Source organism: Streptomyces sp. NPDC029164, assembly GCF_055563995.1.
In genome coordinates this window covers 77,939-89,805 of record NZ_JBVHWW010000023.1, presented here as the reverse complement: position 1 = coordinate 89,805, position 11,867 = coordinate 77,939, and the positions used below count along the sequence as shown (strand labels likewise).

At 73.8% G+C, this 11,867-nt stretch carries 10 protein-coding genes and 2 pseudogenes; 7 read left to right on the top strand and 5 right to left on the bottom strand.

All coding sequences use genetic code 11. From position 1 onward, the window contains the following. The first annotated feature begins 112 nt into the window (after nucleotides 1–112). A complete protein-coding gene (locus tag ACZ4VT_RS22650; protein WP_467952110.1) occupies nucleotides 113–1,255 on the top strand; it encodes a serine hydrolase domain-containing protein in 1,143 nt (380 codons plus the stop codon). A 24-nt stretch (nucleotides 1,256–1,279) separates the two neighbouring features. Here ACZ4VT_RS22650 and ACZ4VT_RS22645 read toward each other — a convergent pair. The 3 genes and pseudogenes from ACZ4VT_RS22645 to ACZ4VT_RS22635 form a co-directional block, all read right to left on the bottom strand. Then, nucleotides 1,280–1,668, bottom strand: a pseudogene (locus ACZ4VT_RS22645) (response regulator); the annotation flags it as partial. Nucleotides 1,669–1,752: 84 nt separating this feature from the next. Then, on the bottom strand, nucleotides 1,753–2,436 hold the full coding sequence (locus ACZ4VT_RS22640; RefSeq protein ID WP_467952109.1) for a TetR/AcrR family transcriptional regulator: 684 nt from the start codon (nucleotides 2,434–2,436) through the stop codon (nucleotides 1,753–1,755). Nucleotides 2,437–2,438: 2 nt separating this feature from the next. Beyond that, complete coding sequence (locus ACZ4VT_RS22635; protein ID WP_467952107.1) at nucleotides 2,439–3,074, bottom strand: hypothetical protein; 636 nt, start codon at nucleotides 3,072–3,074, stop codon at nucleotides 2,439–2,441. 176 nt (nucleotides 3,075–3,250) lie between these two features. Between ACZ4VT_RS22635 and ACZ4VT_RS22630 the strand changes: the two are divergent. After that, nucleotides 3,251–3,489 (top strand): annotated as a pseudogene (locus tag ACZ4VT_RS22630) (P-loop NTPase family protein); the annotation flags it as partial. Nucleotides 3,490–3,952: 463 nt separating this feature from the next. Continuing rightward, complete coding sequence (locus ACZ4VT_RS22625; RefSeq protein WP_467952106.1) at nucleotides 3,953–4,654, top strand: ribonuclease H family protein; 702 nt, start codon at nucleotides 3,953–3,955, stop codon at nucleotides 4,652–4,654. On the opposite strand, the gene ACZ4VT_RS22620 is transcribed toward ACZ4VT_RS22625, so the two are convergent. After that, nucleotides 4,651–5,349 (bottom strand): LamG domain-containing protein, encoded by a 699-nt coding sequence (locus tag ACZ4VT_RS22620; RefSeq protein WP_467952200.1) that lies wholly within the window; start codon nucleotides 5,347–5,349, stop codon nucleotides 4,651–4,653. The two genes, ACZ4VT_RS22625 and ACZ4VT_RS22620, sit on opposite strands and share 4 nt — an antisense overlap. Before the next feature lie 181 nt (nucleotides 5,350–5,530). Here ACZ4VT_RS22620 and ACZ4VT_RS22615 point away from each other — a divergent pair, with 181 nt between their 5' ends. The 4 genes from ACZ4VT_RS22615 (at nucleotide 5,531) to ACZ4VT_RS22600 (ending at nucleotide 11,215) form a co-directional block, all read left to right on the top strand. Continuing rightward, nucleotides 5,531–5,935 carry a GNAT family N-acetyltransferase gene (locus tag ACZ4VT_RS22615; protein ID WP_467952105.1) on the top strand — a complete coding sequence of 135 codons (405 nt, stop codon included), beginning with the start codon at nucleotides 5,531–5,533 and terminating at the stop codon, nucleotides 5,933–5,935. Nucleotides 5,936–6,026: 91 nt separating this feature from the next. Continuing rightward, nucleotides 6,027–6,896, top strand: a complete 870-nt coding sequence (locus ACZ4VT_RS22610; RefSeq protein ID WP_467952103.1) for a hypothetical protein — start codon at nucleotides 6,027–6,029, stop codon at nucleotides 6,894–6,896. Further along, nucleotides 6,896–9,067, top strand: coding sequence for a bifunctional serine/threonine-protein kinase/ABC transporter substrate-binding protein (locus ACZ4VT_RS22605; RefSeq protein WP_467952101.1), 2,172 nt, complete (start codon nucleotides 6,896–6,898; stop codon nucleotides 9,065–9,067). Before ACZ4VT_RS22610 ends, ACZ4VT_RS22605 begins: the two co-directional genes overlap by 1 nt. Nucleotides 9,068–9,073: 6 nt before the next feature. Continuing rightward, a complete protein-coding gene (locus ACZ4VT_RS22600) occupies nucleotides 9,074–11,215 on the top strand; it encodes a bifunctional serine/threonine-protein kinase/ABC transporter substrate-binding protein (RefSeq protein WP_467952099.1) in 2,142 nt (713 codons plus the stop codon). A gap of 18 nt (nucleotides 11,216–11,233) precedes the next feature. Here the strand turns inward: ACZ4VT_RS22600 and ACZ4VT_RS22595 are convergent, their stop codons facing one another. Beyond that, nucleotides 11,234–11,854, bottom strand: coding sequence for an L-threonylcarbamoyladenylate synthase (locus ACZ4VT_RS22595; RefSeq protein ID WP_467952098.1), 621 nt, complete (start codon nucleotides 11,852–11,854; stop codon nucleotides 11,234–11,236). Nucleotides 11,855–11,867: the final 13 nt, after the last annotated feature.

The window sequence follows — 11,867 nt, the reverse complement described above, 5'->3', positions numbered from 1 at the left end:
TTTTCCCCCCCACCCCCCCCCCCCCCCCCCCCCCCCCCCCCCCCCCCCCCCCCCCCCCCCCCCCCCCCCCCCCCCCCCCCCCCCCCCCCCCCCCCTGGTGCATGATGCACGGGTGAATCGCAGGGTGAGCGCCGACGTCCAGGCGCGCGTCGGCGGGATGCTCGAAGAGCTGGTGGACTCCGGCCGGGAGAGCGGCCTCCAGGTGGCGGCCTACCTCGACGGCGAGCCGATCGTCGACGCGCATGCGGGCTGGGCCGACCATCCCGGTGGCCGCCGGCTCGGACCCGACACGCTGATCCACAGCTTCTCGACGGGCAAGGGCTTCACCGCGACCCTGGTGCACGTGCTCGCCGAGCGCGGGCTGATCGCGTACGACACCCCCATCGCCCACTACTGGCCCGAGTTCGGGGCGCACGGCAAGGAGCGGGCCACCGTACGCCACGCCCTGACGCACACCATCGGGGTACCGCAGCTCCCCGCCGCCATCACGCTCGAGGAACTGTGCGACTGGGACACCATGTGCGCGGTCGTCGCGGCACAGGAACCGCTGTGGGAGCCGGGCTCCGCGAGCGGGTACCACGGCTGGACCTTCGGCTGGATCCTGGGCGAGACCGTGCGCCGGATCACCGGCCTCACCCCGGCCGAGGCCCTGCGCACCTACGTGACCGAGCCGCTGGGCGCGGCCGACGAACTCTTCTTCGGCCTGCCCGAGAGCGAACTCGCCCGTACGGCACCGCTCGTGGAGGGCAACTGGGCGGCCTGGCTGGAGACCCTTGCGCCCTCCGCGCCGTTCCGCCGGTACGTCGTCCCGAACCGCGCCGTGTGGACCGTCGCCGAGCTCGCCAACCGCCGGGCGTACCTGCTCGCCGACCTGCCCGCGTGCGGCACCACGACCGCGCGGGCCGCCGCCCGGCTGTACGCCGCGCTGTCGGGTGGGGTCGACGGCGTACGGCTGCTGTCCGCGGAACGCGTGGCGCTGGCCGCGGCCGTGGCCGTCGAGGGCAAGGACCTGATGCTCCTCGGCAGGTACGCCAAGGGGCTCGGCTACTTCCTCGGCCTGCCCGCGATGGCCGGCGACCGCACGGCCTTCGGACACCACGGCAGCGGCGGCAGCATCGCCTTCGCCGACCCCGGGCGAGGCCTCGCCTTCTGCCTCACCCGGACCCGCCTCGTGGCCGGCGCGGCGGACACCGCGGCCCGGGCGCTGGCCGACGAGATCAGATCCGCCGTCGTCACCTCGCCGGACGGGTCCTGACGGGTCCGGTCCGGCTCAGGCGGGGCGGGACGCTGCCCGCCGGCCGGTCCGGGCCCGCCCGGTGCGCACCGCGATGACCCGGGCCGCGACCTTCGGTGAGAGGTACGCGCCGCCCGCGGCCACCGCGTGCACGCCCGTCAGCAGCTCCCGCGAGTCGTCCGCCTTGAGCAGGAAGCCGCTCGCCCCCTCGCGAGGGCCCGGCCGATGAACTCGTCCTCGCCGATGGCCGTCAGCATGATCACCGCCGTGCCGGGCGGCTCGTCGTGGATCCGGGCCGCGGCCGAGATCCCGTCGAGCCGGGGCATCCGGATGCCGAGCAGGGCCACCGCCGGCCGGATCCTGCGCACCGCGTCGACGGCCTCGTGCCCGTCGGCCGCCTAGGCGACGACCTCGATCCCCGGATCCCTCGCCATCGCGCGTACGCCCGCCCGGACCGTCGCCTCGTCGTCTGCCACCAGCACGTGGACCACCGGCGCAGACTACTGAGGTTGTCGGCGTCAGGACGTGTGGGTCTCGAGGCCGTCGAGGACGAGACCGAGGCCGAAGTCGAGGGCGGGCCGGACGTCCCCGTCGTCCTCCACGGCGCCCGAGGTCATCAGGGACGCCAGGGTGGGGAACTGGTCGGGCCGGACGACCTGGGCGAGGAGGTTTCCGTAGTCGGAGCCGGACGGGACGATCTCGGTGGCGATCCGGGCCAGGTCGCGGACGGCGCTGGAGATGAACATGGCGGTCGCGACCAGGTTTTCGGCGGCGAGGCCGGACCGGGCCAGGGACCGCAGCAGAGCCTCGAACCAGGCCAGTTCGTTCGGGCCGGTCGGGGCCCCGGTGGTGGCCACGCGCAGCATCCAGGGGTGGGCGAGGTAGAAGTCCCAGGCCGCATCGGCCCAGTTCAGGATCTCGGTGCGCCACTCCTTCCCCGAATCCGCCGGAGGGTCGCCCTGCGCGCGGTCGGCCATCAGGGCGACCAGCTGGTCTTTCCCGGGGACGTGCCGGTACAGGGCCATCGCGGTGTAGCCGAGCTCGCCGGCCACCCGTTGCATCGAGACCGCGCCCAGGCCCTCGGCGTCGGCCAGCGCGATGGCGGCCTCGACGATGCCGCCGACGCTGAGAGAGGACCGAGCGCTCTCCTTCGTCTCCCACAGGAGCCGGAAGGTGGCCGCCGCGCTCTTGTCCGCTGACACTTCTACCGCCGATTCTCCGAGGTCGGTCCCGGTCGCCCAGCATAGCGGCGGGCGTTGTGGTGCCGGAGCAGTGCGATGCCGAACGCGAGGACCCAGTAGGCGTAGAGGCTCGCGATGGTGGCCGTGGTGCCCCAGCCGTTGGCGCTGAGGAACCGTCCGGTGTCGTTGCCGAAATAGAGCGACGGGACGAACGCGAGATTGATCAGGGCGATGACGTACGCCGACCGGGCGGCCCACCGGGACAGCAGTCCCGAGCGAACCGCCGCATACCCGGCGGCCACCAGGAAGACCGCGGTGAGGATGCGACCGATGGAGCCGTACAGGAGGTAGGAGCCCTCGGCGGTGATGGTGGGATCGAGCGGCTCGTCGGCGGCGATGACCTCCCCGGCCTGCAGGGAGTGTGCGACGAACGTGACCGCGATGTAGGCCAGTGCCGCGCCGTGGGCGAGATCCGCGACCCAGCCGCAGGCCGGGTCCGCCCGGCGGACCAGCTCGCGAACCCCGGTGACGAAGCCGAGGAACAGGACGAGGACGACCAGGCTGAGGAGGATGCGCGTCAGCACGTTGGAGTCCGGTGGTGCCCCGTCATGGACGAAGTAGAGCGGCACCTCGATGACCTGGAGGAGCGTGAACGCCACGCCGCTGATTCCGGTGAACCTTCGCAGCGGTAAGCAGGCCGGACCCGATGTTGTATATGACATAAGCGAGAGTGTATGACGTATACACGGCTGATTCAATCAGGATCCTCCATGCCGAAATTGATGCCGTTCGGCGGGGGACCGCCGACGAAAGCAGGGCCGGGGATCGCCGACCTGCGGTCATCGACGGCAGGCCGTACGCCTCGATGCGCCATCCGGTCCGCGAGGTCGGAGCGCTCCTCGACGCGAAAGCCTCCACCCGGCCCGCTCCGCGCGCGGCCACCTGATCGCACAGGCCCGCAGCAACGGCATCCCCGTCCGCCGCGTCGACGAGGTCCTGGAAACGGTGGGCCTGGCCAAGGTGGCCCGCCGGCGCGCCGGCGCCTTCTCGCTCGGCATGTACCAACGGCTCGGCCCCCTGCGGCCGGAAGCCGCCGGAGTGCCCCCGGAGGAGGAGACCGGTGCGGAGTCGGCGCGCCGGCTCGGCGACGCCCTGCGCCGCACCAGGCTCCGGTCCGCCGTCGCCCTCGCGGCCCCGGCCGCACTCGGGCCGCTCCTCCTCGGCTCCGCCGCGTACGTGGCCCACCAGCTGACCGCCTGCGTGCTGCGCCCGGCGGAGTTCGCGGCCCTGCGGCCCGGCCAGGAGCGGGCCGAGCTCGCGCACCTCCTTCCGGACCGCGAGTTCCGGTACGTGCCGGAGGCCGTCAAGGCGGTGCCCGCGCCCGCCGGCACCGTGTGCGCGTACTAACGCTCGAACGGCAGCGTCCTCGATCAGGCCGACGTCTACCGGCTCTGCTACGCGGGCTCCCGCCCGGCCGCCAAGGAGGTGCTCCCGAGCCGACCGCTCACCACCTCGGCGGATGAGGCATGATCGGGGGATGTCTGAACGCATCATTGCCGCCTGTGACGGAGCGGCGAAAGGTAATCCCGGGCCGGCCGGCTGGGGCTGGGTCATCGCCGACTCCCAGGGACGCCCCGAGCGTTGGGAGGCCGGGCCGCTCGGCCGGGCCACCAACAACATCGGCGAGCTGACCGCCCTCCAGCGGCTGCTCGAGGCGGTCGCCCCCGGGACGGCCGTCGAGGTGCGGATGGACTCCCAGTACGCGATGAAGGCCGTGACGCAGTGGCTTCCGGGCTGGAAGCGCAACGGGTGGAAGACCTCCTCCGGCCAGCCGGTCGCCAACCGCGGACTCGTCGAACAGATCGACCTGCTGCTCGCCGATCGTGACGTGACCTTCGTCTACGTTCCGGCGCACCGCGAGGACGGCGACCTGCTGAACGCGATCGCCGACCAGGCCGCCAGCGACGCGGCCCGCACGCAGGAAGCCGCCGGCACCGCCCTCGGACACGCGGACCTCCCGGTACCGGCCCCGGCCGCGCCCGCGCGCCAGAAGACGGGCACGGCGCGGAAGCGGACGGCCGAGGGCGCCGCGCCCGGCCGTGCGTCCCGGTCCATCAAGGCGAAGTTCCCCGGGAGCTGCCCCTGCGGGAAGCCCTACGCCGTCGGCGACATGATCGCCAAGAACGGGAGCCGCTGGGGCCACGAGAGCTGCGCCGCCTCCGCCTCCGCCACGAGCTAGGGGCGGTGGACGCGCAGGTACGCGACCTCGTACGACATCTCGGAGACGTCCGGGTCGGGCGCCGGGTGGTAACGCCCGGCGCACACCGAGAGATTGACGATCAGGTACGCCCTCCAGTTGCGCCCCACCCCGCGCCGGTCGGCGTACACCCGCGTGCCGTTGACCCACCACACGACCGAACGCGCCCCGAACTCGACCTTCAGGTCCACCCAGCCGCCGGGAGCGACCGATGCGTCCCGGTGGTAGCGGGAGCCGCCCTTGACGTGGTTGGAGAGCTCCAGCAGGTCGGGGTTGTCCGGGTGGTACTCGAAGACGTCGACCTCGTTGCCGCCGTCCCGCCAGGTCCAGATCGCCGGCCAGGCCCCGGCCTCGACGGGCAGCCGCACCCGCGACTCCAGTACGTCCCCGGTCCGCACCGTGAACCCCTCGTCGCTGCCCTCGGTGGTCAGCAGGCCCGCGTTCCAGTCGCCGTCCGGGCGGCGGACGGCCCGGAAGGTGCCGGTGCGGCTGTAGGACGGGTCCGACACCAGGTGATCGAGCTTGTTGTCACCGGGGTTGGTGGGGCCGCCGTCCGGATACGCCCAGGAGCGGCCGGCGACCCACTGGGCGGCCGACCCGAAGTCCGCGGTGAAGAGCGGGGCCCCGCCGCTCGCCGGGCCGGTGCCACGCGCCGTGGTGCCGGTGAAAGGTTGCAGGAGTCGTCGGAACCAGGCGAGGACGTGAGTGAGCACAGGGCTCCTTCCGTGGACGGACGCCCTTGCATCCTGCCCGCCTCCCGCGCCTCACATACCGGTCCACCGGTTTGTGTTCCGCCACCCCCGCCATGTAATAATCGATATTGAATAGTGCCTATTACATGCAGGGAGTGGCAGCGGTATGTGGACCTGTGAACGTGTCGTCGGCGCCGAGCTGGACGTCAAGGAGGTCATCGGCCTCTACCGCGCCTCCACCCTCGCCGAGCGCCGCCCCGTCGCCGATGTGGAGCGGTTCGCCCGGATGCTGGCCGGTGCCAACCTCGTCGTCGTCGCCCGCGCGGAGGACGGCGCTCTCATCGGCATCGCGCGCTCCCTCACCGACGGCGTGTACTCCACCTACCTCAGCGACCTGGCCGTCGACGCCGCCTACCAGGGCAAGGGTGTGGGCCGCGACCTCATCCGGGTCACGCAGGAGGCGGCGCCCCAGGCGAAGGTGGTCCTGCTCTCCGCCCCCGCGGCGGTCGGCTACTACCCGCACATCGGCTTCACCCGCCACGAATCCGCCTGGACCCTCGGCTCCCGCTGAGCCGATCGCGCCCAAACCCCCCAACATCGCTTTTCCGTAGGCCAGTTGCGCGCCGCCACGGAGGGGTACGATCCCTGCCGTGGGGGGATCAGTGACACGCAGACGGCGCTCCGCGCTGCGCGCCTACGGGTGCGCGGCAGCGGGCTTGTTTCTACTCGTCGGGTGTACGGCCGACGGCACGGCGAAGAGCGGTGCGGCGACCACTGACGCCGCGGGCCGCACCCCGGCCGCGTCGCCCGCCCCGGGCGGCCCTGCCCCGGGCGGCTCCGGCGCGAGCACACCCGCCGCCACGCCCAGCGGCCCGGCCAACCCCCTCGTGCCCCCACTGGACGAGTCCAAGCAGCCGAAGACGGTCGCCGAGGCCCGCGCCCTGCTCGGCCGGATCGTCATCACCGAGGCGGCCTTCGGCCCCGAAGTCGTGCGCAGCACCCCGTTCGAGAGCGATCCCGGCCGCTGGCCCGTCCTCGACGAGGACTGCGTCTGGCAGACCGCGGGCCTGCCGGCCGACGTGCTCGCCACGAGCACCCGGTACTTCCACATCCCGGCCGGGAACGGACGCGGCCGCGTACGGCTCAACGCCACGGTCACCGTCCACCACAACCGCCAGGAATCCGGCTGGGAGACCGCCCGCGCCATGGAAGAGGTGCTGCGCTGCCCGGGCCAGAAGCTGCGGGAGGGCGAGGAGCTCAAGAACCTGTGGGGCGGCTCCTTCTACCTCGGCGAGCAGGCGAACGGGTGGACCGAGGACGCCTTCTCCGAGACCGGCGAATACGTCAGCGCGCAGGACGGCGGGCCCTACCGCTACACCTGGTCCCAGGCCCAGTTCGGCCCGGTCACCGTGGCCATCGCTGGCAAGGGCGCCGCGGGCTTCACCGACGAGGCCATGAACGGGCTCGCCGCCCAGGCCACCAGCCGGATGATGCTGCAGGCCAAGCAGGAGCTCGGAAAGGAGACGGGCTGATGGAGCCGCTCCTTCCGCCGGACCCCTCCCGGATCGCCGGGTACCGCCTCCTCGGCCGGCTCGGCGCCGGCGGCATGGGCGTGGTCTACCTCGGCCGCACCGACGACGGCGCGCTCGCCGCCGTCAAGGTGATCCGCGCGGAGTACGCCGACGAGGCGGACTTCCGGGCCCGTTTCCGCCGCGAGGCCGAGATCGCCGCGGAGGTGGACAGCCCGTGGGCCGTCCGGATCACCGGCGCCGACCCGGACGCGCCCGAGCCGTGGCTGGCCACCGCCTTCGTCGCCGGCCCCTCGCTGGCCGAGGCCGTCACCGCCCACGGCCCCCTCCCACTGCGCGCCGTACGGATCCTCGGCAAGGCCCTGGCCAAGGCCCTTGGGGTGATGCACGCGCAGGGCCTCGTACACCGCGACGTCAAACCCGGCAACGTGCTGCTCGGCATGGACCGGCCGCGGCTGATCGACTTCGGGATCGCGCGCGGCGGCGAGCACACCGCCCTGACCTCCGCCGACGCCGTCCTCGGCACCCCCGGCTTCCTCCCGCCCGAGCAGGCCGAGGGCCGCCCCGCCGAACCGGCCGGCGACGTCTTCTCGCTCGGCTGCCTCCTCGCGTACGGCGCCACCGGCCGCCTGCCCTTCGGCACGGGGACCGTGGACGCGGTGCTCTACCGGACCGTCCACGACGAGCCCGAGTTCGGCCCGGAGATCCTCGCCGACCCCGAACTCACCGCCCTGCTGCGCACCTGCCTCGCCAAGCACCCCGACATCCGCCCCACCGCGAACGAGCTGGACGAGGCGCTGACCGAGGACACACCGGGCGAGGGCACCGACTGGCTGCCCGACCCGGTCGTCGCCGCCATCGCCGAGCGCGCCGCCGCGCTGCTCGCCCTGCCCGGCATCGAGGAGACCGTCGCCGACCCGGACGCCGCCCCGCCGCCCGGCACGGCCGAGCCCTCCCGCAGGCGTTTTCTCGCCCTCGCCTCCGGCGGTGCCGTGCTCGCGGCCGGCGGCGGCCTGGCCGCGTGGCTGGCGCTGCGCGAGGACGGCAAGGACCGCAACGCGGCCGCGCCCGCCCCACGGCGTTGGGTGATCGGCGTGCACGCCGACCTCTCGGGCCCCCAGAAGGCCGCAGGTCAGGCCCAGGAACGCGGGGTGCGGCTGGCCGTCGACGCCTTCAACTCCCGCAAGGACAAGCCCTTCACCCTCGCCGTCGCCACCGCGGACGACGCCGGGCGGGCCGACCGTTCACCGGCCGCGGCCGGTGAACTCATGGCCGACCGCGACCTGTTCGCGGTGATCGGTCCCACCGGCAACGCGTCCGTGATCCCGTGCCTCGAACTCTACGGAGAGAACTCCGTACCGCTGGTCACCGTCTCGGCCCTGGCGACCACCTTCAGCGTCACCGACCGGCGCAGCTTCTTCCAGAGCTGCCCGATCTCCTCGGCCCAGGCCGCCGCGGTCAACCTCCAACTGGCCGGAAAACAGGGCGTCCGCCGGATGGGCATCCTCAGCGACCGGGACGGCGACACCGACACCTGGCAGGCTGCCCTGCTGGTGGGCCGCACCATCGCCTACTTCGCGCCCGAGGCCACCTTCTACGTGCGCGTCGTCCCGCGCGGCACCCAGGACCTGGCCCCGGTGGTCGCCGACCTGCTCGCGCACGGCGTCGACGGCCTCTTCTACACGGGCACCCCGGCCGGCGGGGCCAAGGCGGCCGGCCTGCTGGCGGCCGCCGGCTTCAAGGGGCCCAGGGCAGCCGACTACACCATCGCCGGCCCGGAGTTCCTCGCCGCCGCGGGCCCGGCCGCCGAGGGCTGGCAGTTCTTCACGCCCTACACGGGCCCCGAAGCCCCCGAGGTCGCGGAGGTGGCCCGCGCGCACCGGGCGGCGTACGGATCGGCCCCCGCGATCTGGACCGCGGAGGCCTTCGACGCGACCCGTCTGGTCATCGACAGGCTCGTCACCGCCGCGGCGAGCGGCAGCCGTCCGAACCGCGCCGACCTGCTGACCGCGCTCGCCCAGGGCACCTTCCGCGGCCTGACCAAGGAGTACACCTTCGACGACCGCCGGCAGGTCAAGGGCAACATCCACTTCCAGCACAGGGTGGAGGGCGGCAGCATCCGCTACGTGGGCCCGGCCAACGAGCCCGCGCCCGCCGCGTCCCCGGCGCGATAGCCGGGGATGCGCCCCCTCACCCCGGCCGATCCGGCCGCGATCGGCGGCAACCGGCTGCTGGGGCGCCTCGGTTCGGGCGGCATGGGCACGGTGTACCTCGCCCGTTCCGCCGCGGGGACCCTCGTGGCGGTCAAGGTCATCCGCGCCGACCACGCCTCGAACCCGGACTTCCGCATCCGCTTCCGGCGCGAGGTGGAGGCCGCCGGGCAGCTGACCGGGCGCTGGGTGGTCCCGGTGGTCGCCGCCGATCCCGAGGCGCGCGAACCGTGGCTGGCCACCCCGTTCGTCCCCGGGCCGGCCCTGTCCGAGGCGGTGGGAGCGTACGGTCCCCTGCCCGCCCGCGCCGTACGGATCCTCGGCGCGCGGCTCGCCGAGGCGCTCACGCAGGTGCACGCCGCCGGGCTGGTCCACCGCGACGTCAAACCCGGCAACATCCTCCTCGCCCCGGACGGGCCCCGGCTGATCGACTTCGGGATCGCGCGCGCCGAAGGGGCGGCCACGCTGACGGCCGTGGACGCGGTCATCGGCACGCCCGGGTACCTGGCCCCGGAACAGGCCCGCGCGGGAGGACCCGCGGCGGGCGCCGCGAGCGACGTGTTCTCCCTCGGCTGCGTCCTCGCGTACGCGGCGACCGGTCACGGCCCCTTCGGCGGCGGGCACGCGGCCGCGGTGGTCTACCGCACGGTCCACGACGAGCCCGAACTCACGGGTCTTCCGCCGGAGTTGCTGGAACCGGTGCTGGCCTGCCTGGCGAAGGACCCGGCCGCCCGGCCGACCCCGGCCCAGCTGAGCGCCGCGCTCGGCGACGACCCGTCCGGCGCGGACACCGAGGACTGGCTGCCGCCCCCACTGCCCCGGCTCATCGCCGAACGCTCCACGAGAGCCCTGGACCTCCCCGCCCCGGAACCGACCCGGCTCGACGGGCCGCGGACGCCGGTACGGGGCCTCACGCGCAGGCGGCTGCTCGCGGCCGGCGCGGGCCTGGCCGCCGTCGGCGCGCCGACCGCCTGGTTCGCCACCCGCGGGCGGGCCCAGGGCAAGACACCGCCGCCGGCCCGCGACCCGGCCACCCTCACCCTCGCCCTGCAGGCCGACCTGACCGGGCCCGGGAAGGTGACCGGCCAGGCCCACGAGCGCGGCATGAGACTGGCCGTGGAGCAGCACAACAGCCGCAAGGACAAAGGGTTCCATCTGGCCCTGCGCGTCGCCGACGACGGCGGGGACCCGGCGCGCGCCGCGCAGCTGGTCAAGGAACTGGTCGCCGACCCCGCGGTGGTCGCGCTCACCGGCCCCACCTGGGACGCGGCCGTGCCCGAGCTGGCCGCTGCCTGCGCCACGGCCGATCTCGCCCTGGTGCTGGTGGCGGTCGACAGCGCGGAGACCGTCCAGTCGCAATGGCGGACGCTGTGCGCCACCCGCCCGGCCGGGGACCGCTTCGCCCTCCCGGTGATCGACTACCTCAGCCGGGTGAAGCCGGTCCGGCGCACGGGCCTGGTGGAGGACGTCGAAGGGGGCGAACCCACCTGGCCGCTCATCCGTACCCTCCAGCAGAGCCCGCCCTCGATGGGCACGCTCAGCGTCCACCGGATCCCGGTCGGCGGCTCCGACTTCGCGGGCGTGGCACGCGCCCTGACCGAGGCCCGGGCCGAGGCCGTCGTCTACGCCGGCACCTCACCGCAGCGCGCGGCCCGGCTGGCCCGCGCCCTGGCCGATACGGGCTTCCCGGGCCCGCGCGTCGCCCTTCAGCACGTCATGGAACCGGCCTTCCTCACGGACGCCGGGCCGGCGGCCGAGGGCTGGGCGTTCAGCGTCCTCTTCACCGACCCGCTGGCCGTCCCCGCCGCCGCCGGGTTCGTCGGGGCCCACCGCGCGGCGCACGGGGAGCCGCCCGCCCGCTGGGCCACCGAGGCGTACGACGCCGTGGGCCTGCTCGCCGCGGCCCTCACCGGCCTGGAGGAGGAGGGACGGGGCCGCGCGGGCCTGACCCGGCGGATCTTCCGGACGACCCACCAGGGCCTGGCCAAGCCCCTCGCCTTCGACACGGGCACCCACGTTCTCACCGGAGACCGCATCGCCCACCTCTACCGGGCCGAATCCGGCGCGTACCGGTACCTGGGCCTCTACCCGGACGTACGCCCCTCCACCTGACCGCCCGGCCCGGCGCGACTACTCGAAGCGCGAGGTGTCGCCCGAGCCCCGGCGCACGATCTCGGCCTCGCCGCCGGAGAAGTCGATGACCGTGGTCGGTTCCGTGCCGCAGTCGCCCGAGTCCAGCACGGCGTCCACCTCGTGGTCGAGCCGCTCCTTGATCTCCCAGCCCTGCGTCATCGGCTCGTCCTCGTCGGGCAGCAGCAGGGTGCTGGAGAGCAGCGGTTCACCGAGCTCGTCGAGCAGGGCCTGCGTGACGACGTGGTCGGGAATCCGGACCCCGACCGTCTTCTTCTTCGGGTGCAGCAACTGGCGCGGCACCTCGGACGTCGCCGGAAGGATGAAGGTGTAACTGCCGGGTGTCGCCGCCTTGATCGCGCGGAACACGTCGTTGTCGATCTGGACGAACCGGCCCATCTGCGCGAAGTTCTGGCAGACCAGGGTGAAGTGGTGACGGTCGTCCAGATTGCGGATCGACCGGATCCGGCTGATGCCGTCACGGTTGCCCAGCTGGCATCCCAGCGCGAAGCAGGAGTCGGTCGGGTACGCGATGAGCGCGCCGGAGCGGATGATGTCGGCCACGTTGCCGATCGTGCGACGCTGAGGATTCTCGGGGTGCACGTCGAAGTATTTCGCCATCCGCCGAGCGTAC